The organism is Vagococcus penaei (assembly GCF_001998885.1).
Lineage (GTDB): Bacteria > Bacillota > Bacilli > Lactobacillales > Vagococcaceae > Vagococcus > Vagococcus penaei.
This window is the reverse complement of sequence record NZ_CP019609.1, coordinates 1,062,771-1,087,293: the sequence shown is the minus strand read 5'-3', so window position 1 is coordinate 1,087,293 and position 24,523 is coordinate 1,062,771. Positions and strand designations below refer to the sequence as shown.

19 protein-coding genes and 1 other annotated feature are annotated in these 24,523 nt (G+C 36.9%); of the genes, 15 read left to right on the top strand and 4 right to left on the bottom strand.

The genetic code is table 11. The annotated features are described in order from the left end of the window. Positions 1–446: 446 nt before the first annotated feature. Positions 447–2,225 carry an oleate hydratase gene (locus BW732_RS05050; protein WP_077275762.1) on the top strand — a complete coding sequence of 593 codons (1,779 nt, stop codon included), beginning with the start codon at positions 447–449 and terminating at the stop codon, positions 2,223–2,225. Between the two features lie 124 nt (positions 2,226–2,349). Here the strand turns inward: BW732_RS05050 and BW732_RS05045 are convergent, their stop codons facing one another. Next, the gene (locus BW732_RS05045; protein ID WP_077275761.1) at positions 2,350–2,532 is read right to left on the bottom strand and encodes a hypothetical protein; all 183 of its coding nucleotides are present in this window, start codon (positions 2,530–2,532) and stop codon (positions 2,350–2,352) included. Between the two features lie 258 nt (positions 2,533–2,790). On the opposite strand from BW732_RS05045, the gene BW732_RS05040 reads away from it, so the two are divergent. From BW732_RS05040 to BW732_RS05000, 9 genes are all read left to right on the top strand, one after another. Further along, positions 2,791–3,270 carry a DUF3013 family protein gene (locus BW732_RS05040; protein ID WP_161485521.1) on the top strand — a complete coding sequence of 160 codons (480 nt, stop codon included), beginning with the start codon at positions 2,791–2,793 and terminating at the stop codon, positions 3,268–3,270. Between the two features lie 15 nt (positions 3,271–3,285). Next, positions 3,286–4,233, top strand: a complete 948-nt coding sequence (gene prmA, locus BW732_RS05035; protein ID WP_077275759.1) for a 50S ribosomal protein L11 methyltransferase — start codon at positions 3,286–3,288, stop codon at positions 4,231–4,233. 4 nt (positions 4,234–4,237) lie between these two features. Next, entirely contained in the window at positions 4,238–4,999 is a 762-nt protein-coding gene (locus tag BW732_RS05030) for a 16S rRNA (uracil(1498)-N(3))-methyltransferase (RefSeq protein WP_077275758.1), read from the top strand. 96 nt (positions 5,000–5,095) lie between these two features. After that, positions 5,096–7,312 (top strand): RelA/SpoT family protein, encoded by a 2,217-nt coding sequence (locus BW732_RS05025; protein WP_077275757.1) that lies wholly within the window; start codon positions 5,096–5,098, stop codon positions 7,310–7,312. An 18-nt stretch (positions 7,313–7,330) separates the two neighbouring features. Continuing rightward, positions 7,331–7,777 carry a D-aminoacyl-tRNA deacylase gene (dtd, locus tag BW732_RS05020; protein WP_077275756.1) on the top strand — a complete coding sequence of 149 codons (447 nt, stop codon included), beginning with the start codon at positions 7,331–7,333 and terminating at the stop codon, positions 7,775–7,777. A gap of 83 nt (positions 7,778–7,860) precedes the next feature. Further along, positions 7,861–9,189, top strand: coding sequence for an NAD(P)/FAD-dependent oxidoreductase (locus tag BW732_RS05015; protein WP_077275755.1), 1,329 nt, complete (start codon positions 7,861–7,863; stop codon positions 9,187–9,189). Between the two features lie 33 nt (positions 9,190–9,222). Beyond that, complete coding sequence (locus BW732_RS05010; RefSeq protein ID WP_152023773.1) at positions 9,223–10,662, top strand: helix-turn-helix domain-containing protein; 1,440 nt, start codon at positions 9,223–9,225, stop codon at positions 10,660–10,662. A 150-nt stretch (positions 10,663–10,812) separates the two neighbouring features. Further along, a complete protein-coding gene (gene glpK / locus BW732_RS05005; protein WP_077275753.1) occupies positions 10,813–12,330 on the top strand; it encodes a glycerol kinase GlpK in 1,518 nt (505 codons plus the stop codon). Between the two features lie 104 nt (positions 12,331–12,434). Then, on the top strand, positions 12,435–13,154 hold the full coding sequence (locus BW732_RS05000; protein ID WP_077275752.1) for an MIP/aquaporin family protein: 720 nt from the start codon (positions 12,435–12,437) through the stop codon (positions 13,152–13,154). Between the two features lie 74 nt (positions 13,155–13,228). On the opposite strand, the gene BW732_RS04995 is transcribed toward BW732_RS05000, so the two are convergent. After that, positions 13,229–14,542, bottom strand: a complete 1,314-nt coding sequence (locus BW732_RS04995; RefSeq protein WP_077275751.1) for an N-acetylmuramoyl-L-alanine amidase — start codon at positions 14,540–14,542, stop codon at positions 13,229–13,231. A gap of 125 nt (positions 14,543–14,667) precedes the next feature. Further along, positions 14,668–14,876 (top strand) — a binding site (T-box leader). Positions 14,877–14,936: 60 nt separating this feature from the next. On the opposite strand from BW732_RS04995, the gene aspS reads away from it, so the two are divergent. The 3 genes from aspS (at position 14,937) to BW732_RS04980 (ending at position 19,720) form a co-directional block, all read left to right on the top strand. Beyond that, positions 14,937–16,706 carry an aspartate--tRNA ligase gene (gene aspS / locus BW732_RS04990; RefSeq protein ID WP_077275750.1) on the top strand — a complete coding sequence of 590 codons (1,770 nt, stop codon included), beginning with the start codon at positions 14,937–14,939 and terminating at the stop codon, positions 16,704–16,706. 39 nt (positions 16,707–16,745) lie between these two features. Continuing rightward, entirely contained in the window at positions 16,746–17,633 is an 888-nt protein-coding gene (locus BW732_RS04985) for a YitT family protein (RefSeq protein ID WP_077275749.1), read from the top strand. A 143-nt stretch (positions 17,634–17,776) separates the two neighbouring features. Beyond that, a complete protein-coding gene (locus BW732_RS04980) occupies positions 17,777–19,720 on the top strand; it encodes an alpha/beta hydrolase family protein (protein WP_228414980.1) in 1,944 nt (647 codons plus the stop codon). Positions 19,721–19,775: 55 nt separating this feature from the next. Here the strand turns inward: BW732_RS04980 and BW732_RS04975 are convergent, their stop codons facing one another. Together BW732_RS04975 and BW732_RS11395 are read right to left on the bottom strand one after the other, a co-directional pair. Further along, entirely contained in the window at positions 19,776–20,411 is a 636-nt protein-coding gene (locus BW732_RS04975) for an AraC family transcriptional regulator (RefSeq protein WP_161485520.1), read from the bottom strand. Positions 20,412–20,428: 17 nt separating this feature from the next. Continuing rightward, the gene (locus BW732_RS11395) at positions 20,429–20,602 is read right to left on the bottom strand and encodes a hypothetical protein (RefSeq protein WP_161485519.1); all 174 of its coding nucleotides are present in this window, start codon (positions 20,600–20,602) and stop codon (positions 20,429–20,431) included. A gap of 113 nt (positions 20,603–20,715) precedes the next feature. Here BW732_RS11395 and BW732_RS04970 point away from each other — a divergent pair, with 113 nt between their 5' ends. Beyond that, positions 20,716–22,728, top strand: a complete 2,013-nt coding sequence (locus BW732_RS04970) for a beta-galactosidase (protein ID WP_179946112.1) — start codon at positions 20,716–20,718, stop codon at positions 22,726–22,728. Next, positions 22,728–24,485 carry a glycoside hydrolase family 35 protein gene (locus tag BW732_RS04965; protein WP_077275746.1) on the top strand — a complete coding sequence of 586 codons (1,758 nt, stop codon included), beginning with the start codon at positions 22,728–22,730 and terminating at the stop codon, positions 24,483–24,485. The genes BW732_RS04970 and BW732_RS04965 overlap by 1 nt, the downstream gene beginning before the upstream one ends. Positions 24,486–24,523 lie beyond the last annotated feature (38 nt).

Here is a 24,523-nt window from a genome sequence, read left to right as displayed (position 1 = left end):
GGGTCGGTAGTCTTGTACATTGCTGGAAAGACGGAACACGAGTTACTAGTTAATTTGTTATTACTACCTTTTTCACGTATATTGCGGCGATTTGATCTGGTGGAACAAAATCATCTACACCAAATCAAGGGGCGATTATTACGATGTTGACAATTGTGTTATTAGTTGCACCTGACAGCGATTCGCATTATATTATTTATCGTGTTTTAGCAACTTTTATCGGTTTACTTATTTCAATTTCAGTTAACAGGTTGATTAAACTTGAAAGAGTGCACTCCATTAAGAACTTTGGGTAAAATCATTGACGATGATTAAGCTGGTGATTTAGGTTATTTTTAAAAATAAACTTATTAAACGACAGAAAATATTAGATTAAATTAGTCGCATGATGTATAATGTAAATAGACACATGATATAAAAATATTTTCAAAAATGGAGGCATTATTATGTACAGAAGTAATGGAAATTATGAAGCATTTGCACGACCTGTTAAACCAGCTAAGGCTGATGATATCAACAAGGTTTATATGGTGGGTTCTGGATTAGCCTCATTAGCTGCGTCAGCATTTTTAATTAGAGATGGGCAAGTTCCAGGCAATAAGATCACTATTTTAGAAGAATTACCAATTGCGGGTGGGTCGCTAGATGGTGTTGACAAAGATCATTATGGTTTTGTTATTCGTGGTGGTCGTGAGATGGAAAGTCATTTCGAATGTTTGTGGGATTTATTCCGTTCAATTCCCTCTTTAGAAATTGAAGATGCTTCTGTATTAGATGAGTTTTATTGGTTAAATAAAGAAGACCCTAACTCATCACATTGCCGTATTATTCATAATCAAGGAAAACAACTACCGACAGATGGGCAACTTTTACTAACTGAAAAAGCGATTAAAGAAATTTTAGATTTATGCTTGACTAAAGAAGAAAATCTTCAAGATAAACGGATCAATCAAGTCTTTACTAAAGATTTCTTTGAATCAAACTTCTGGACATATTGGTGTACAATGTTTGCTTTTGAAGAATGGCATTCTGCAATGGAAATGCGACGCTATTTAATGCGCTTTATTCACCATATTGATGCATTGGCTGATTTTTCATCATTGAAATTTACCAAGTATAATCAGTATGAATCTCTTGTCTTACCATTAGTAGCTTATCTGAAAGAGCATGGTGTGACAGTGCAATATAATACTAAAGTCGAAAATATTATTGTTAATAGTTCTGATACAGCGAAAGTTGCGGAAAAACTATTACTAGAAGTGGATGGTGAGAAAAAAGAAGTTGCATTAACTGAAAATGACTTAGTGTTTGTAACTAACGGCTCTATTACTGAAAGCTCAACTTATGGTAACAACACGACACCAGCGCCAGTTTCGAAAGAATTAGGTGGTAGCTGGAATTTATGGAAAAACTTAGCAGCACAAAATAAAGAATTTGGCCGTCCAGAAAAATTCTGTGAAGGTATTCCTGATGCGGCTTGGTTTGTGTCTGCAACTGTGACTACTTTAGATGATCAAATTGCTCCATATATTGAAAAAATTAGTAAACGTAATCCATATGCTGGAAAAGTTGTGACTGGTGGGATTGTGCATGCGATTGATTCTGGTTGGAAGATGAGTTATACCTTAAATCGTCAACCACACTTTAAAAAACAACCAAAAGATCAATTAGTTGTTTGGGTATATGCGTTATTATCTGATACAAAAGGTGACTACATTGAAAAACCAATTACGGAGTGTACGGGAACGGAAATCGCACAAGAATGGTTGTATCAAATGGGTGTACCGGCAGATAAAATTGACAGCTTAGCAAAAGAATCATGTAATGTGGTGCCAACTTATATGCCATACATTACGTCTTACTTTATGCCACGTGCATTGGGTGATCGTCCATTAGTTGTGCCAAATCATTCTAAAAACTTAGCGTTCATCGGTAACTTTGCTGAAACAGAGCGTGATACAGTGTTCACGACAGAATACTCTGTACGAACAGCGATGGAAGCAGTCTATACATTATTAGACATTGACCGTGGAGTTCCAGAAGTCTTTGCATCATCTTATGATATTCGCGAATTGATGAAAGCAACGTATTATTTAAATGATAAAAAAGACATGACTCAAGTAAAATTACCTTGGTTAATGAAACGTGTGGAACATCATGAATTGAAAAAAATTAAAGGCACATTTGTAGAAGAATTACTACAAAACGCTAAACTACTTAAATAAAAAGAGCAAGACGCTAAAAAATGGAAATATTCCTTTTTAGCGTCTTTTTATGGTTAATCTGTGTTATAGTGACTAATTAGATAAAAAACGCCTTCCATAAATGGAGGGCGTTTTTTAAGTCATATTACATTAAGTCTAATACTTCTTCGTAAGCTTCGATTGTTGCAGCTAAACGTTGAATTTGTATTTCGTTTTCAATGAAATCAATTGAATTACCTAAATTTTCTTGGCGGCGATCTTCTAAACGGTCAGTTTCTTTTTTTGCTTCATTCACTAATTTTGTAATTTGTTTTTTTAATTCTGTCATGATGACATCCCTCCGTTATCTTTAATATAAGTTTATTATACACGCTATTTTGATATAACTGAAATAAAACCACCTGTTTTCATATAAAAAATTCTTTTTCTTCTATTTTCAACGTTTAATTGCACAAATATATTAAAGTTGTTGTTTTTTGAAAAGGACATTTGAGTGTTTTTCGTGTTTGACGTAAATGAAAAGTCATTGGCAAAGTTAGTATTCTCTTGTATGATAGAAGAAAACTAATAGAGAATGAGAGAAACTATGACAAAAGAGACGGTATTAACTTATTTAGAAACAGCGTTAGAACGTGCATTAGGCGATATTGATTTTGCGATTGATTGGGACAAACGTCAACACACCATTGAGGTTATTATTGCCTTATATGCTGAAAACCAACAACATGAAGCTATCGAAGACGATGAGGGTGTTATTTCAGAAGAAGATGTCATTGAGTTCCAAGATAGCACACTATTTTATTTAACTGACAAAGCTCCTACTATTGACACAGACGAGTACTTAATGACGCATGGCTTTGATAAGAAAAAAGGCTTATCTAAAGCGTTTATTGATACTTATGCAGCATACTTGGCCGAAGTTGCTGAAACTGGACAAAGTGATTTATTAGATTTTTTAACAGATGATAGCCAAGCTGTTTTTGAGTTACATTGGCATGCAGATGAGTTTGCTGAGCGTTTAAGTCAAGTGGACGATGGCAACTATGTCCCATATCCAAGTTACTAAGAAAGAGGTAGACAGATGAAATGGAATCAAGCATCTGTATTGACAGCAAGTGAGTCTGTTGATGCAATTTCAAATATTATGATGGAGTCAGGTGCTAACGGAGTAGCCATTGAGGATGCGTTAGATATTGTGAATTTTGAGAGCGATCCATTTGGTGAACTAATGGATATCTCAACTATTAACCATATCCAAGAGGGAGCGAAAGTGGTCGCTTATTTTCCAGAAACGATTTTTTTACCTGAAGTTTTACCAAGTATCCAATCTCGTATTACAGAGCTAGCATCTTTTGGTCTTGATATTGGAGTGAATGATGTATCGATTGAAGAAGTTGTCGAAAGTGATTGGGCAACTGCTTGGAAAAAATACTACCATCCAGTATTGATTAGCCGTTATTTAACGATTGTTCCTGATTGGCAAGACTACACACCACATTCTGCTGATGAACACATTATTACGTTAGACCCAGGTATGGCTTTTGGAACGGGAACTCATCCGACAACTAGACTAACGCTACAAGCATTAGAAGTCGTTTTACGTGGTGGTGAAACGGTGATTGATGTTGGGACAGGTTCAGGTGTCTTAAGTATTGCAAGTAAATACTTAGGTGCAAATGAGGTCTATGCGTATGACTTAGATGAAGTAGCAGTGCGTGCAGCTAAAGAAAATATGGCATTAAATCCGATTGCAGCCGATGTACATGTATCAGCGAATAATTTATTAGAAGGAATTGATATTAAAGCGAATGTTATTGTAGCTAATATTTTAGCGGATATCATTATTTTAATGGTTCCAGATGCTTATCGCCAATTAGCCGATGATGGGTATTTTATTATTTCTGGTATTATTGAAGATAAAGTTGCGTCAGTCTTAGATGTCGTGACGGCAAATGGATTTGATGTTGATCAAACGTTTAAACAACGTGATTGGTATGCCTTTATTTTAACAAAAAAAATCGAGGAGTAAGCTCATGCAACGATATTTTTTAGAAAGCACTTATACAGAAGCGCTACCGTCATTACGTTTAACAGGGGATGATTACCATCATGCCGTTCACGTGATGCGGATGGTAGTTGGTAGTCGTTGTTATCTATCATTTCGTGATAAACGAACTGTGATTGCGGAGATTCAGCAAATTACCCCAACTGAAGTTGAATTGATTGAAATCAGTCAAGAGACTATGGAAAAGGAGTTACCCTGTCATGTGACTCTGGCTTGCGCTTACACAAAAGGTGATAAACTTGAATTAGTTGCCCAAAAAGCGACCGAACTAGGTATGTCTGAGTTGCTTGGTTTTTCTGGTAAGACATCCGTTGTGAAGTGGGATGATAAAAAATTAGCCAAAAAAGAGCAACGATTAACAAAAATTTGTAAGGAAGCAGCCGAGCAATCACATCGACAAATGCAACCCGATGTACGTCTGTTAGCGAATATGGCAACTTTAGTCAAAGAATTACCAAGCTATGACGTGGTCCTTGTGGCGTATGAAGAGTCGGCAAAGGAAGGTGAGCAAGCAACCTTTGCGCGTGCGATTGCGGCGTGTCAACCTGGTCAACGATTGTTAGTTATCTTTGGTCCAGAAGGTGGCTTAACGCCAGATGAAATAAACTTATTAATAACACATGGTGGTCAAGTTTGTGGTTTAGGTCCACGTATTTTGCGAGCTGAGACGGCACCGCTGTATGTTCTAGCAGCAATGAGTTATCAGTGGGAACTACTGGCTAATCATTGAAATACTGTCTAAAAATAAGGTATAATAGACTTATAACTAATGAACGTGAAAAGTACTGACTCAGTACTTTTTTTTAATAAGTAAGGGGAGATAAACATGCCGCAAGAAAAAGATCTAACTGCACCAGAAGTCATTAAAATGATTTCGACTTATATGAGCCCTGAACATGTCGCATTCGTGCAAAAGGCATGTGATTATGCAACAGAAGCCCACAAAGAACAGTTTCGTAAATCAGGAGAACCCTACATTATTCACCCGATTCAAGTGGCGGGGATTTTAGCTGATATTAACATGGATCCACATACTGTTGCGACTGGTTTTTTACACGATGTAGTAGAAGATACTGATATCACGCTAGATGACTTACGAGAAGAATTTGGTGATGACGTAGCCATGCTAGTTGATGGGGTCACTAAATTAGGAAAAATTAAATACAAATCACATGAAGAACAATTAGCGGAGAATCACCGCAAGATGTTATTAGCGATGGCCCAAGATTTACGAGTAATCATGGTGAAGTTAGCTGACCGTGTGCATAATATGCGGACGCTTAAGCATTTACGTGAAGATAAGCAACGTCGGATTGCCAAAGAAACCTTAGAAATTTACGCACCACTAGCACACCGTTTGGGGATTAGCTTAATCAAATGGGAACTTGAAGACCGATCATTACGCTATTTAAATCCTCGTCAGTATTACCGCATTGTTAATCTGATGAAATCCAAGCGTGCTGAACGTGAAGCTTATGTGAAAGAGGCGGTAGATGAGATTCAGTCATCAACGGAAGAATTAGGCATTAATGGGGATATTTATGGTCGACCAAAACATATTTATTCCATTTATCGTAAAATGACAGATAAGAAAAAAGAATTTGATGAAATCTATGATTTATTGGCGATTCGGGTTATTGTCGACACTATCAAAGATTGCTATGCCGTTTTAGGGGCAATTCATACGAAATGGAAGCCATTGCCTGGACGTTTTAAAGATTACATTGCAGTGCCAAAAACCAATATGTACCAATCACTTCATACAACTGTAATTGGGCCAAAAGGAAACCCAGTTGAAATCCAAATTCGGACACATGAAATGCATGCGATTGCGGAGTTTGGGGTGGCGGCTCACTGGGCATATAAAGAAGGTAAAACGGATAAGCAAGATAATAAATCGGCTAATCAAATTAGTTTATTACGTGAAATCATTGAGTTACAAGATGAATCGTATGATGCATCTGACTTTATGGAAAGTGTTAAAGGCGATATTTTTAGTGACAAAGTCTATGTTTTCACTCCAAAGGGTGATGCAACTGAACTGCCACAAGGTTCAGGTCCGCTAGACTTTGCGTATCATATTCATACCGAGATTGGTAACAAAACGACCGGTGCAAAGGTCAATGGTAAGATGGTGCCATTAGATTATAAATTGAAAAATGGCGATATTATTGAAGTCTTGACGTCAAGTAACTCCTTTGGTCCGAGTCGTGACTGGGTGAATTTAGTTGCTACGACAAAAGCACGTAATAAAATCAAACGTTTCTTTAAAGTTAAAGACCGAGAAGAAAACATTGAGAAAGGGAAGTTAGCACTCGAAAAATATTTGAGTGACAATCACTTCCAACCTAAAGAGTTTCTAACCAAAGAAAAACTTAGTGATGTATTAGAACGCTTTAATTACCAACAAGCCGATGATTTATTTGCTGGTATTGGCTTTGGTGAAGTGACAGCCCAAGTTGTCTTTAATCGTTTGACTGAAAAAGAACGCCATGAACGTGGCATAAAAAAGCAACAAGAAGAAGCCGATGAATTAATGACACAGTCGGTACAGAAAAAAGATCCTGAGCGTATGACGATTCGTCATGAGGGTGGTGTCGTGATTCAAGGAGCGGATAACCTTTTAGTTCGTTTGAGTCGTTGCTGTAATCCGGTACCGGGTGATGACATTGTTGGATATATTACAAAAGGTCGGGGGATTTCGATTCACCGCAAAGATTGTCCAAATATGAAAAACTCACCTGAAGTACAACAACGTCAAATTGATGTTGAGTGGGAAGATACTGCATCAAGTAGCACACAAGAATACAAATCGAATTTAGAGATTTATGGGTATAATCGTTCTGGGTTGTTAAATGATATTTTATTGGTTGTTAATGCACATACTAAAAAGTTAATGGGCGTTGACGCTAGGCCACTAAAAAATAAAATGGCCGTTATTCATCTAACTGTCGGTGCACAGAACTTAGCTCACTTAGAAAAAATTGTCGATAAAATTAAAACAATTCCCGATGTTCATAGTGTTAGACGAACCACGGGATAGTCTGGAGTGTGAGAATTCATGAAGGTCGTATTACAAAAAGTGACAAAAGGTTGCGTGACTGTAGGTGTTGACGTCGTTGGTGAGATTCAACACGGTTACGTTCTATTGGTTGGCGTTCAAGAAGGGGATACTCAAGTTGAAGCGGACTACCTGATTAAAAAGATTAGTAAGTTACGAGTGTTTGAAGATGAAGCTGGTAAGATGAACTTAGATATTCACCAAGTGAACGGCGCAATTTTATCGATTTCGCAATTTACGTTATTAGCTGATACCAAAAAAGGCAATCGCCCAAGTTTTAGTAAATCGGCAGCCCCAGATATTGCACGTGAGTTGTATCATTATTTTAATGAAGGCTTACGTGCAGAAGGCCTAAGAGTAGCTGAGGGTCAGTTTGGTGAACACATGACTGTAGCGATTGATAATGATGGTCCTGTAACCATTATCTTTGATACTGATCATAAATAAAGCGTTAGAGTTTGAAGTCTATTTGAAGGGCTTCAGCTCTTTTTTGACTAGGATTATTTGGAGAGTGCTTAGGGGGGAATTAAATGAATATTGTCATTGTTGGAGGGTCATTTGGAGGAGTTCATTGTGCACTTAAGGCAAAAGAATTGTATCCAACGGCCTCGGTCTGTCTGATTGATAAAGAAAAAAAATTGGGATATTTACCTTGTGGGTTAAGCTTGTATTTTAATCATACGATTGCATCATTGCAAGAGGCGTATTTTTTACAAGCGCAAGATTTATTGGCTGCTGGAGTGCAACTTGAATTAGATACCATTGTGATGTCGATTGATTATGAAAACAACGAAGTTATAACGACAAGAGGAAATTTTACCTATGATCGATTAGTTTTAGCAACAGGCTCTCAACAGCTGTCTTCACGCTTAAAAGACGATTACCAAGATGTATTGACTTACAAAGACGTCACATCGGCTGAGTATAGTTTGAAGCAGTTGCTTCAAAGCGATAGTGTTGCGATTGTTGGTGCGGGTCAGGCTGGAATGGAATTAGCTAGCTCATTACGTTATAGTAATAAAAAGCTTGTTCTATTGGAAAGTTTATCTTATCCATTGTCAAAATATTTTGACGATGATTTTCTGCAACCATTTTTAACCCATTTAAAAACGTATCCTCAAGTGACGTTATATTCTAGAGAAACGGTGAAACAAGTCAAAAAAATATGCCCACCTAAGCGATTTAAGGTGACAACACAACGTCAGGAATATGAAGTTGATACGGTTGTTTTAGCAACGAATGTTCGTCCACGAGATGTTGATTTTTTTGACGCGTTACAAAAAAATAGTGATCGAACATTAGCGACTAATGAATATCTTGAAACGTCAATTCCTGGAGTTTTTGCGATTGGGGACTTAATTCAATTACCATTAAAAGGAACTAATGAAAAAATTTATATGCCACTAATTAGTCATGCCATCCAAACAGGTGAGTTATGCGCGAAAAATTTAGTGTCGTTGCAAGAAAAAATGACACCAGTCGTTCGAACAATTGGGACTTATCTTTTTGATTATTATTTAGCCAGTTGTGGTTTAACAGAAGAAGAAGCCTATATGTATCATGATGCACCTGTCATTAGTCGAATTGACCTTCTAGAACTTTCGGCTGTGGGTACTAGGCAAAAAGTGATGCGTGTCAAAATCGTTATTGATCAAACGAGTCATGTGATATTAGGAGCTCAACTGATGTCCAAATCACCAATTTTAGATAAAATAAATGTCTATGCTTTAGCTGTAGAGCAAGAGTTGACAATTGATGAGTTTAAAACGGGCAATTATTTTTATCAACCGCAGTACACCAATTCACTGAAATTTTCTGATATTTTTCGACAAAAGGATGTTGATGAGTGTGAACTATAATGATTTCTTAGAAAAAAAGAAGCTAAACAAATATTGTTGTTAAAAAAATTAATTATTTCAGGTGGCACAATGCGTTTTCAGGAGATGGTAGCCTATCTAAACTTATCAAAAGCGTCATTAGAAACATATATCACCGAGTTGATTGAGTATTTAAAAAAATACCAAGATGCGATTACACTTGATTTTGATGGTGAAATACTAGCTATCACGTTATCGCATAACTTTTCATTAAAACAAGTTGAAAAAGACTTTTATCAAGATTCCCTCAAATATAAAATTATGACCTATCTATTTTCAAATCCCGAATTTTCGACAGTTGCTTTAGCATCTAATCTTAAGATTAGTGAATCAACGCTATTTAGAAAAATTAAAGAGCTGAACAGCTGTTTGACTGAGTTTGACTTAATGATTTGGCAAGGTAAATTAGTAGGTGATGAACATCAAATTCGTTATTTCTATTTTCAATTATTTTGGTGCATCGATCATAATTTTCCAGAACATAAAAAACTACCAACTCATCCACTTGTCAGCTTATTAGAGAAAAAATTATTTCAATCGTTGTCTAAAGAAAGTAAGACACGTTTAAATTTATGGGTAACCATTTCGCAAAAGCGCATGGGTTATCGCCACAAAAAATTTGGCAAATTACCTCAATTATTTCAACCCTATCAAAATGACCCGCTCTATTTAACGTTGCGTGAACTTGTTTTTCGATCATTAGGACATTATGCACTAGAATTAGAAGAAGAAGAGGCCATAATGCAATTTATTTTTATTCTATCTATGTCTATTTTATCGGAAGAAGATTTTAAAGAGTATAATTACGAGCGCTCCCATGCGACGCCTACTGCGATAACTGATACTCTTGTTTTGGAGTGTGTCTTGCGCTATTATCGACCTATCCAATTGACAAGTGAATTAGAAGCATGGACGTATTACCAACTCGCATCCAATCACCCAAGGCTTTATTTTTTTAAAGGTGATATTGAAGTCTCATCAACGTCGCACTTTTGGCAACTAGAGGAGTCTTTATCGAGTCATAATATTAAGAGGTTATCGACTCATTTATTGACGGTTGCCCGTGATCGTTTATTACCCAAAGCGGCTCCAATAACTGGTCTAGATTATTTAACAGAATTAAAATATTTATGTACTCTTTTATTAGTTGATCGTCAAATTAGTCGGAACATCATGGTTGGAATCGACTTAAATACAACACACTTATTTAAAGAAGCTGCCTTCCAAATGATAAGTGTACAACTTAACAGTTTGAATGGAGTTGTTTGCCAAGAGTATTGTGCGAGTCAAACGTATGACTTAATTATTACCAATGAACAGTCATGTCGTTATCAAACGCATCATTATGTTTTGTCAGAGTTAGGAACGAGTTTTGATATTGCACAAATTAAACAGTACATTCGACAAATTTACCATGAAAAATATGCGGCTGTACTAACAGATATATACTTATGATTGAGGTTTTAGAGAATGTTAGTAGTTACAGAATAACAATTCCGTCAATAATTTTAAAATAAAAAAAATAAATGACGGAATTGTTGTTACATAAAAGGGTATGATTATAATACGCAAAGAAAGCGCTATCTTAAATAGGAGGAATCATGTATGACTGAAAAAAAATACATTTTAGCGATTGACCAAGGTACAACAAGCTCTCGAGCAATCCTGTTTGACAAAGAGGGAAATAAGGCAGCTGTAGCTCAAAAAGAATTTACGCAATACTTCCCTAAATCAGGTTGGGTTGAACACAATCCTAATGAAATTTGGAATTCTGTCCAATCAGTAATTGCGGGCGCTTTAATTGAATCGGGTATTCGACCAACAGAAGTTAAAGCTATTGGGATTACTAACCAACGTGAGACAACAGTTATTTGGGATCGTAAAACTGGTAAACCAATTTATAACGCAATTGTTTGGCAATCACGTCAGTCAGCAGGGATTGCTGAGGAATTAACAGCGAATGGCTACACTGAGATGATTCACGAGAAGACAGGTTTAGTTGTGGATGCTTATTTTTCAGCAACTAAAGTGCGTTGGATTTTGGACAATGTCGAAGGTGCACAAGAACGCGCAGAAAAAGGTGAATTAGCATTTGGTACAATTGACACATGGTTATTGTGGAAATTAACGAATGGTGATGTCCATGTGACAGATTATTCAAATGCAGCTCGAACAATGATGTATAACATCCATGAATTAAAATGGGACACTGAAATATTAGAATTATTAAATATTCCAACAGCATTATTGCCTGAAGTTAAGAGTAACTCTGAAGTTTATGGCTATACACAAAGCTATCACTTCTATGGTAGTGAAGTGCCAATCTCAGGTATGGCAGGAGATCAACAAGCTGCTTTATTTGGTCAGTTAGCATTTGAACCAGGCATGATTAAGAACACATATGGTACAGGTGCGTTTATCGTGATGAATACTGGTGAAAAAGCACAGTTATCTAAAAATAAATTATTAACGACAATTGCTTATGGAATCAATGGCAAAGTTTATTATGCATTAGAAGGATCAATCTTTGTCGCAGGTTCAGCGATTCAATGGTTACGAGATGGTTTAAGAATGATTGAATCTGCACCTGAATCAGAAGAAATCGCTAAAGCATCAACAGATGACAATATGGTTTATGTTGTTCCAGCATTTACTGGACTTGGTGCACCATATTGGGATTCTGATGCACGTGGAGCAGTCTTTGGTTTGACACGTGGCACAACTAAAGAAGACTTTGTTAAAGCAACCTTGCAAGCTGTTGCTTACCAATCAAAAGATGTGATTGATACCATGAAAGCTGATGCTGATATTGATATTCCATTGCTAAAAGTTGATGGTGGAGCAGCTAAAAATGATGTTTTAATGCAATTCCAAGCAGATATTCTTGAGATTGATGTCCAACGTGCACCAGATTTAGAGACAACAGCATTAGGAGCTGCTTATCTAGCTGGTCTAGCAGTTGGCTTCTGGAAAGATTTAGATGAATTGAAAGAATTTCGTGGTGAAGGTAAAATCTTTACACCTGACATGCCTGAAGAAGAACGTGATTTCTTATATGGTGGTTGGAAAGAAGCAGTTAAAGCAACTAAAGCCTTTAAATATTTACGAAAAACAGATAAATAGGCATTAATTTTGAAACAACAGTTAACAAGTCTATCTTGTTAACTGTTGTTATCTTAAGCAATTATATTATAATACTGGGTTATTTTTATTAAGGAGGAAATGAAATGGGTACAGAAGGTGTACAAATTTTTAGTGAGTTTTTAGGGACAATGATTTTGGTCCTGTTAGGTGATGGTGTCGTTGCAGGTGTAAGTTTAGCGAAAAGTAAAGCCAAAGATGCTGGTTGGGTTGCTATTACATTAGGTTGGGGCTTAGCCGTAACCGTAGCAGTATTTGCTTCAGGTTACATGGGACCAGCACATATTAATCCAGCCGTAACTTTAGGAATGGCAATGTCAGGTAATTTTGATTGGGGCTTAGTAGTGCCATTTATTTTAGCTCAAACTGCTGGAGCAATTGTTGGTGGGATTTTGGTTTGGATTACTTATATGCCACATTGGGAAGCAACAGAAGATTCTGGAACAATTTTAGGCGTCTTTGCAACTGGACCAGCTATTTCAAGTCCAATTGCTAACATGATTACTGAGTTGATTGGAACGTTTGTTTTAGTCTTTTCATTATTGGCATTTTCACAATCAGAATTTGCAGGTGGATTAAATCCTGTTGTAGTTGGTTTGTTAATTGTTTCCATCGGTCTATCGTTAGGAGGACCTACAGGATATGCGATTAACCCAGCACGGGATTTAGGACCACGTATTGCTCACCAAATTTTACCAATTAAAAATAAAGGTGAGTCTAATTGGGGTTACGCTTGGGTACCAGTCGTGGGACCGTTTGTTGGTGGAGCTTTAGCAGCAATCATTTGGGGCTTTATTCCAATTTAAAGCAAATAATTAAAAATAAGCGTGATTATGAAGTGATAAAGCTTCATAATCACGCTTATTTATTTGTTTTCTAGCTAATTAGTTGTCAGACTATCAGTTGGTTTAAAGTAGTCGACTAGACCAGAGTAGATTGCTTTAGCAACAAAGGTATGATACTTTTTACTCTGTGCATATTGTGCATCTGTGTCATTGTTCATATAACCTAGTTCAATCAAGATAGCCGGCTTTTTATTTTCTCGTAAAACTTGATAATCTTGATTACCAAAACCACGATTATTTAGCGGTAATTGATTAGCTAACTTGTTATTAATAATATTGGCTAATTGCTTATCCGTTTCCTGACGATAGAACGTTGTTGTACCGGAACCTTGGTTTGGTAATTCAGTTGAATCATAGTGCATGCTAATAAAGACGTCTGCAGCACTTTCATTACTTTTTGTAGCAATTTGATGTAATGGGACAAAGTCATCTTTCTCACGAGTCATTAACACTTTAAAGCCTTCATTTTCAAGGTAAGCTTTGACTGTTTGAGCAGTTGCTAAGGTTACATTTTTCTCAAAAACTTTGCCATCGTTTGATTCAGCACCTGGATCACTGCCGCCATGGCCAGGGTCTAACATGACCACATATTCAGCCATTGGTGTGGCCGGACGTTTATCATCTGGGGACAGTTTGAAATTTGCCAGTTCCCATTTTTGTAAATAACCTTCTGTCCCCTTTTTAGTTCGGACTTGATACCAGTTGTTAGCTTCGCCAATAAATTCAACGTCAGTTCCGTAAGTTAAATTGCCAAGTGATTCAGAGTTAAGGGAGGCTTCATTCCTTAAGGTAACATCATTAAGCGCGACATAGAGTGCTTGTTTTTCCTTGAGAGAAGGGAATTGTCCTTTACGAACGGCAACGTCCTCAGATTTCACCCAACCAAATTGATTGTCACTTGTATGAACTCTGACCCATCCATTTAGTTCTAAAGTCATGGTAACAGCTTGTTTACGTTTTAAGTGGGTGATTGTTTTGGCACTAGATTCACGGTCTTTTTTCAAGGCTACTTTACTTTGTGTGATGACACCAGGTAAACTAGTATAAGGCCCTGATGTACCATCAAAAATTAGCCAGTCGGGAACCCAACCAGTTGTTTTATCAGGTAACTGAATTTGGTACCAGTTATCTTTTCGATCTTTAATAGTTACTCTATCTTCTTGATGAACTTGTGAAATAATTTTTGCATCCACCGTTGGACTATTACGAACATTTAAGGCGACAGTTTGAACTGTCACAATTTGATTGTTGCCACGCATGAAATAAAAACCGAGTAGCACAATACCGACAACAGCAATATTTAGTAAAAATAAACGAATTGTATTTTTTTGATTTTCTGAATTTCTCACGCTAGCTCCTCATTCTTTTGTAATATATCTAATTATAGCAAAAATATTGTCGATTGAGTAGAAATATAAAGCCGAAGATACTTGACATTTTGTGTGAAATTTAGTAATTTATGTAATAATAGATGGTAATATCAATGAAAGAGGAAGTACTTTTTTTATTTACGTTAGAGAAGGTGAGCCGTGGCTGAAAGCAACCTATGAAAAAAGGAAAGACACTCTGGAGATGAATGTTTAAAAGGCATTCCGTAGCGAGCGTTAATCGTGTGAGATAAAATAGTTTAATGACTATTTTAAAAATAGGTGGTACCGCGTGTGTATATCATTCGTCCTTGTTGGTTTTTTATGACTAGCAGGGACTTTTTTATTAGTTAAAAAATGTGAGGAGAGAAAATAAATGGGAAAAAGAACAACTTATTGTGGTTTAGTATCTGAAAATGATTTAGAAAAAGAAGTTACTTTAAAAGGTTGGGTTCAAAAACGTCGTGATTTAGGTGGGCTAATCTTTATCGATTTACGTGACCGTGAAGGGATTGTCCAGATTGTCTTTAATCCTGAAAAATCTAAAAGCGCATGGGAAATCGCTGATGAGTGTCGTAGTGAATACGTCATTGAAGTAACAGGAACTGTCTTACGTCGTGACACTGCCGCAGTCAACCCTAAGATGGCAACAGGTCATATTGAAGTGATGGCAACTGGTATTACTATTTTAAATAAAGCTAAAACACCACCATTTTCAGTGGATAGTGACCAAGTCGTGAGTGATGATGTCCGTATGAAGTATCGTTATATGGATTTAAGACGTCCAGAAATGTATCAAACATTGCGCTTACGCCACCAAACATCACGTGTCATTCGTGACTATTTAAATGATAATGGTTTTATTGATGTTGAAACACCTTACTTGGCTAAATCAACACCAGAAGGCGCACGTGACTATTTAGTCCCATCTCGTGTCCATCCAGGTCACTTCTACGCACTACCACAATCACCACAAACAACAAAACAATTATTAATGGGTGCAGGAATTGATCGTTATTACCAAATCGTACGTTGTTTCCGTGATGAAGATTTACGTGGTGATCGTCAACCAGAATTTACCCAAGTTGACATCGAAACTAGTTTCTTAACGGCTGAAGAAATTCAAACGTACACAGAAAATATGTTGGCTCGTGTGATGAAAGAAGTGATGGGTCAAGAAATCACGTTACCTTTCCCACGCATGACTTATGATGATGCAATGGCACGATATGGTAGTGACAAGCCTGATACGCGTTTTGACATGGAATTAATTGATGTGGCAGATGTTGTTAAGCCTGCTGGATTTAAAGTCTTTACATCGGCGATTGAATCTGGTGGATCTGTGAAAGCTTTAAACGCTAAAGGTGCTGCTGCGAAATATTCACGTAAAGATATGGATAATTTAGGTGCATGGTTAGGCCAATTTGGAGCTAAGGGATTAGCTTGGGTTAAAGTTGAAGAAGATGGCTTGAAAGGACCAATCGCTAAATTCTTAACTGAAATTGAGGATGAATTAAAAGAAGTAACAGGGGCAGAAGTGGGCGATTTATTGATGTTCTGTGCTGATAAAGCTAGCATTGTTGCAGCTGCATTAGGTGCATTGCGTAATCGTTTAGGAAAAGAGTTAGACTTGATTGACCAAGATAAGTTTAATTTCTTATGGGTTGTTGATTGGCCATTATTAGAATATGACGAAGAAGCAGGTCGCTATACAGCGGCTCATCACCCATTTACGTTACCAAAAGCGAGTGATGTTGAGCTACTGAAAACAGCGCCAGAAAAAGTGTATGCTGAAGCATATGATGTGGTTTTAAATGGTTATGAGCTAGGTGGCGGATCACTAAGAATTTTCCAACGTTCGATCCAAGAAGATATGTTTGCTGCGTTAGGCTTTACAAAAGAATCTGCACAAGAACAGTTTGGTTTCTTAATGGATGCTTTAGAATACGGATTTCCACCACATGGCGGTATTGCATTAGGTTTAGACCGCTTAGTGATGCTATTAGCTAAAAAGGATAATATCCGTGAAGTAATTGCTTTCCCTAAAAATGGTCGAGCGATGGACTTAATGACTGCAGCACCAAGTGCTGTGTCACCATTGCAATTATTTGAATTAGGATTAGATGTAACGACTGACGACAAGTAAACGATTGAGTGCGCTGATTATTAAGGAGTAATAAAAATCATGATGACAACATTCAAAAACTGGAAAGATGGCCTTGGCGGTAGTATTTATATGGAAAAAATTTCCATGGCTATTGTAAATGGTATTTTACAGGCTATTGCGTTAAATATGTTCTGGCAACCAGGGCATATTTACGCCAGTGGTGTAACAGGTTTAGGACAAATTATTGTGACGTTGACACAAAAGCTTTCGGGAACACATCTACCAATGGGGGTAGTTCTTTATTGCTTAAATATTCCATTATTTATTCTCGCTTGGTTTAAAATTAGCAGACGATTTACGATTTTTACGATGATTTCGGTCTTTATGACGTCATTTTTCATTCAGATTGTCCCGATTACAACCTTGTCAAAAGACCCAATTATCTGTGCCATTTTTGGTGGGGGAATTTGTGGCTTAGGCGTGGGATTAGCTTTAAAAGGTGGATTATCATCGGGTGGTCTTGATATTGTGAGTGTGTCGATTCGTAAAGCAACTGGACGTAATGTAGGGTCGTTAAATATTATCTTTAATACATGTATTATTTTAATGTCAGGATTTCTATTTGGTTGGCCATATGCTTTTTACAGTGCCTTTTCTATTTTTGTCAATGGTAAGGTTGTTGATATGGTTTATACCCGACAAAAGAAAATGCAGGTAATGATTGTGACAACACAGGCTGACCGCGTGATTGAGGAATTCCAAACACGTATTCGTCGGGGGATTACCATTATTAATGATGTTGAAGGGGCGTATAATCGAGAAAAAGAAACGATTTTAATCTCAATTATTACACGTGACCAAATTCCATTGCTACAATTTGCAATGCGTGAAGCGGATCCTAAGGCATTTATTAGTATTGCTGAAAATGTCACGATTATGGGGAATTTCTACGAACCTAATTGGTAAACATGATTTTTATTTTGTGGTTAATAAGAATAATCTTGTAGAAAGCGTCGATTATCTATTTTGATAATCGACGCTTTTCTTTGGTGTACAAATTAAAATTAAATGGTATGATTATGATAATTAAATGATAAAGGGTGAGAGATGTGAAGACAGTTCAAGCGACAGATTTATTTCAATTAAAAACAATCGGACAACCAGTTTATGTCAATGACATGGCTTTATTTTTAGAAACACGACTTGATGAAGAAAAAAATACCTATTGTCATGAGATTGTTAGTATTCATCAGGGGACAAAAGAGCGCCAAGTTTGGGGATTAGAAAGTGGTGTGACAGGTTCTTTAAAAGTGTCACCAAATCATAAGTGGGTCAGTTTTTTAGCAAAAGATGCGCAAGAAAAACAACAAATTTATCTGATGTCATTAACAGGTGGACGTGCCTTTGCGTTAACCAAAGAAGCTGAAGGTGTGATGACTTATGAGTGGACAAGTACAGGAGCAAGTCTATATTACGAAACAACGACACCGATAACAGAAGAAAAACCAAAATTTGTTCAACCATATACAACAGAGCGTTTGAGCTATCAATTAGATGGGTCAGGTTTGAAGAAAGTTGTTGCGAGTTACTTGATTAAAAAAATTGACGTAGCGACTAAAATAGAGACATTGATTAGTACGAATGAACGCCGAAAAGCTTTAGCATATGTAGCAACAGATGAATCTTATTTAATTATTTCGGATGACTTAGATTATACAAACGACTGGGTATACGGCACCACAGTTTATTACTATGATATCGCACAAAAAACACAACGGTCGTTGACGACAGACTATCCAAAGGGTAACTTTACGTTTGTTGAGATGGCACCAAATGGTACAACCTGTCTGCTAGCAGGGAATGATTTCAGTTATGCATTTGTAACACAAACAAAGCTATATGCTTATGATTTGCTGACAGACACACTAACAGCATTAACAGATGACTTTGATGAAGAAATTGGTGATGCGATTATTAGTGACACACAGCAAGCTAATCAAGGTGTTATGCCCCATTGGTTAACAGATGATTATGTGGCCGTTCCAATTACGACAAATGGCCGCATTGATTGGTATAATTTAGAGTTGACGACAAAAGTGTTAACTAAAGTATCTAGTGGTGTTTATCATTTTACAGATGCTGCTGTGATTAATGAGGACACACTATTAGTTGGTTATTCAACGCCAACCGAACCAAGTATCTTGGCAACCTTATCTCTTAAGACAAAAGTTGTCACACCACTCTATAATCCTAATACTGTTTGGCTTAAAGACATCACATTAAGCCAACCGCAAGAGTTTTGGTATAAGAGCGTCGATGATTGGAAAATTCAAGGCTGGTATTTACCACCAGTGACATCAAGTTCAAAACATCCAGCCATGTTGTATATTCATGGTGGCCCACAAGTCTGTTATGGGGAGACATTCTTCCATGAGATGCAAGTGCATGCTGCGAATGGTTATGGCGTGATTTTACTTAACCCACGTGGCGGACAAGGCTATGGACAAGAATTTGTTGCAGCTATTTTAGGAGACTATGGTAATAAAGATTATCAGGATCTAATGAACGGATTGGATACTGTATTAGCGGAACACCCAGAAATAGATGAAACGGACGTTTATGTTATTGGTGGTAGTTATGGAGGCTTTATGACTAACTGGATTGTCGGCCATACGAACCGCTTTAAAGCAGCTATTACACAACGGTCTATCTCTAACTGGGTTAGTTTTTATGGTGCGAGTGACGTGGGTGCCTTCTTTGTTGAATTCCAATTACAACGTGATTTATCAAAAGTCGATGAGCTTTGGCGTTTATCACCACTTGCCTATGTGAATAAAGTCAACACACCGACACTTGTGATGCACAGTGAAGACGATTTACGTTGTCCATTGGAACAAGGGCAACAGTTTTATGTGGGCTTGAAAAAAGCTGGTGTACCGACTAAGTTAGTGATGTATCCAGAATCAAGTCACGGATTGTCACGTAATGGTTTACCAAATTTACGCTTATCACGTTTAGCTGAAATTGAAAATTGGTTTACTACTCACCGTTAGTTCAAACGCTATGACTTAATTTGATTATCTGAATCTTAAAAGGATAGCCCAAAAGCTATCCTTTTTTTGTTGAGGATGAGTAGAATAGTTGTCTGAATTGATTTGGTGTGTAGCTAGTTCGTTGTTTAAAAAGCTGAATGAATTGGCTAGTAGACATAAAACCGACGCGTAGCGCAATGTCTTGAATATCTAAATACAAATCATTTATTAGTAATTCTTTCGCTCGATTCATACGATAGTCAGTGAGGTATTGATAAGGACTTTGATTTAAGAACCGTTTAAATAGTCGGCTTAAATATTGTGGCGTAATAAAAAGTTTCTGAGCAAGCTGTTGACTAGTTAATTGACTAGCATAATTTGTTTCAATTTCTATCAGTGTTGGAAAAACAAATTGTTGAAATAGCGGATGTTGTTGTTCTTTATTATGTTGTTGCAAGTGTCGAAATTGTAGTAGAAAGTCATAACATTTTGTTGATAAATTAGTTTCAATTAGTCGATTAGCTAAGTGTTCATGAATTAATTCATCAATCCAATTTGAAAAGTTAAAGTTTGACGTATCATTAGCAATCGCAAATGTAGGGACTTGTGTAATTTCAGAAAAATAAGGACTAAATTCGCCATTAAACGTTGCGAATTTTGTTTGCCAGTTATCAATGGAAAAATAAATATGTGGGATAAAAGGGGCAATCAAAATCCCTTCACCACACGTTAAACGAATTTTTTTTGTTGAATCCAGACTTCACCTATACCGGATTCTGTTTGTAGCCAATGATAGTAGGGATAGCCCTCGGGCCGATTAATGTAGACTTGGTACCAGTTATGGCCAACGCTTTCTAAAGTGAAAGGCAGTTGTTGCTGATTGAGTTGGAAATAAATAGGCATAGAAACACCTTCCTAGTTTCATAATCTTATATTTTTTAGTTTACTCTATTATACATCTTTCTGATAAAAGTCGGTACACTATTAGTGAATTAGGAAAATAGGAGGTAAGACAGATAATGCAAGTATTTAATCAATTTTTATATGGCGGAGACTATAATCCGAATCAATGGCCAAAAGAGATTTGGCAAGAAGACATGCAAGCCTTTAATGACGCACATATAAATAGTGCAACCATTAACGTGTTTTCATGGGCAAGATTACAGAAAAGTGAAAGCGATTACGACTTTTCTGAATTAGACGCAATTGTGGCTTTATTGCAACAAGAGAAAAAAGAAATTGTGATGGGAACAGCTACGGCAGCTTTACCTGCTTGGTTGTTTAAACGTTATCCTGAAGTTGGCCGAGTCGATTTTTATGGACGTCAACATGTTTTTGGTCAGCGCCATAATGCGTGTCCCAATAGTTTGGTTTACCAAAAATATGCACAAGCACTTGTTTCTAAATTAGCAGAACGCTATGGCGGTGAGCCCTATGTAAGTTGTTGGCATATTAATAATGAGTATGGTGGCGAGTGTTTCTGTGCTAATTGTCAAAAAGCCTTTCGTGTATGGTTGAAAGAAAAGTATCAAACTATTGAGTCAATCAATGATGCGTGGAATTTAGCTTTTTGGGGCCATACTATTTATGACTGGGATGATATTGTGGTACCCAATTATTTGAGTGAAGGATTAGACGAGCAAAATACGGCATTTGCAGGTATCTCTTTAGATTATCGCCGTTTCATGTCAGATAGTCTATTAAACAATTTTAAATTGGAACGTGATGCTATACGTGCGGTTGATACCACGACACCAATTACGACCAACTTAATGGGGACTTATAAAGGCTTAGATTACTTTAAGTGGGCAAAAGAGATGGATATTGTGTCTTGGGATAATTACCCTGCCTATGACACTCCTTGGAGTCAGGTTGCAATGACACATGACTTAATGCGAGGGTTAAAGCAGCAACCATTTATGTTAATGGAACAAACTCCGAGTCAACAAAACTGGCAACCCTATAACTCATTAAAAAAACCTGGGCAGATGCGTGCTCAAAGTTATCAATCGATTGCGCATGGGGCGGATACCATTCAGTTTTTCCAATTACGACGGTCAAAAGGTGCTTGTGAGAAATTTCATGGTGCGGTAATTGAACACGTTGGTGGAACGACTAAAACTCGTGTGTTTAATGAAGTTCAAGCATTAGGTAAAGAGCTAGCAACTATTGGGACAGAATTAATGGGTACTCAATCACGCAATAAAGTTGCGATTATCTTTGATTGGGATAATTATTGGGCGCTCGAATATACTAGTGGGCCAAATAAAGATTTGACTTATGTGGCACAAATTCATCAGTATTATGCCGCGTTTTATCAGCAAAATATTGGGGTTGATTTAATAGAGCCTACCGCAGATTTGTCAAACTATTCACTAGTAATCGCTCCAGTCTTGTATATGGTGACAGATGAGGTAGCTAATAATATTCAATCCTATGTTGCCTCAGGTGGTCATCTTATCACAACCTTTATGAGTGGGATTGTTGACCAATCGGATAATGTTCATTTAGGTGGCTATCCTGGACCGTTACGCGAAATGTTAGGTATTTGGGTGGAAGAAATTGATGCCCTTGCACCAGAGCAAAGCAATACGATTGCTTTTGAAGATGGGACGACAGGTCATGCTCATCTGTTATGTGACATTATCCATTTAGAAGGAGCTACCAGTTTGGGTCACTATACGAGCAACTTTTATGAAACATACCCCTTTGCGACAAAGCATTCCTTCGGGAAAGGTCAAGCATGGTATGTTGGGACAGAATTGGATACCACATCTCTGCATAAATTAGTTAATGATATTATTGCGCAATTATCACTACAACGAGTGGTTAATGATGCAACAGATTTAGAAATCACGTGTCGTGAAAGTGAGACACATCAGTATTATTTTGTCATGAATTTTACCAACCAATCCCAAATGTTACCACAAGAATTTGTCGGAGCATATGATATGTTATCAGATAAGTATTTAACTAACAATCAACCGTTAGCCGTGTATGATTGTGTAATTGTAAGGAGAGAAAACTAATGACACAGACTTTTGATATTAAAGATGAATTTTATTTAAATAACGAACCTATCAAAATTATTTCAGGTGCCATTCATTATTTTCGAGTTGTACCAGAATATTGGCAAGATCGATTAGAAAAGTTAAAAGCGTTAGGTTGTAATACTGTCGAAACATATGTCCCTTGGAATTTACACGAGCCACATGAAGGGGAATTTCATTTTGAGCGACAAGTCAATTTACGCCAATTTATTCAAATAGCTGGCAAATTAGGATTACACGTGATTTTACGCCCAGCACCATATATTTGTGCGGAATGGGAATTTGGTGGTCTTCCATATTGGTTGCAAAAAAATCCGGATTTAAAAATTCGTTTTGATAATCCGATTTTTATGGAAAAGATTGAAACTTATTTCCAAGAGTTATTTAAACAAGTTGTTGATTTGCAAATTACACATGGTGGCCCAATCATCATGATGCAAGTTGAGAATGAATACGGTAGCTATTCTAATGACCGGTCATACCTGAATAAGATGGCTGATTTAATGGAAAAATATGGTGTTGATGTGCCACTCGTGACATCAGATGGACCATGGGGCGACATGCTAGAGAATGGAACAATCCCAGAACGTGCGCTACCAACGATTAACTGTGGTTCTAAAATCAAACAATATTTTAAACGTCTCAAAGAATTCCATGGTGAGAAACGCCCATTGATGGTAATGGAATTTTGGATTGGCTGGTTTGATGCATGGGGAGATGAGGCACATCATACTATGGATGGCCCGACTGCAGCAGCGGAATTAGATGATATATTAAGTGAAGGCTCTGTGAATATTTATATGTTCCACGGTGGAACGAATTTTGGATTCATGAATGGAGCTAATTATTATGATCGTTTAACACCAGACGTAACGAGTTATGATTACGATGCGTTACTCACTGAATGGGGCGATATTACCCCTAAATATCATGAATTCCAAAAAGTTATCGCTAAGTATACAGATATTCCAAAAGTAGAGTTATCCACAGTTATCCACAAGCGGGCATATGGTTCATTGACGGTCCAAAAACAAACGAGTTTATTTGAAAACTTGTCGAATTTAAGTGAGACAATTACGTCTAATTATCCTTTAACGATGGAACAAATTAATCAAGCAACAGGCTATATTTATTATGAAAGTCACATTGGTCCAGCTCGTGAGATTGAAGACTACAGACTGATTGGCGCAAATGACCGAGCATTGACGTTCATTAATGACGAGTGGTTATGCACACAATATGATTTAGAATTAAACGATAAACGTAGCTTTGAATTAACGGCTGTGGAAAATAAATTAGGTATTTTAGTGGAAAATATGGGACGTGTGAATTACTCTGTAAAAATGAACCATCAACAAAAAGGTATTCAAGATGGGGTCATTATCAATGGGGCATTCCAAAGTGATTGGAAGATTTCTTCACTACCAATGGATAATTTAGACCAATTAGATTTTTCAAAAGCTTGGCATGCTGGACAACCAGGTTTCTACCAATTTGACGTAGAAATTGATGAAGTTGGTGACACATTTATTGATTTAACAGGTTGGGGTAAGGGCTTTGTGACTGTTAATGGTGTTAATATTGGTCGTTTCTGGGAAATCGGGCCACAACAAAGATTATATATTCCTGGACCATTGTTGAAGACAGGACAAAATGAGATCATTGTCTTTGAGAGTGAAGGGAAAATAGCTAATTATATTACTTTAACAGATACACCAAAGTTAGATAAGGATTAGATAGACTTTGCTGCTAGTTTTTTGATTTATTTATAAAC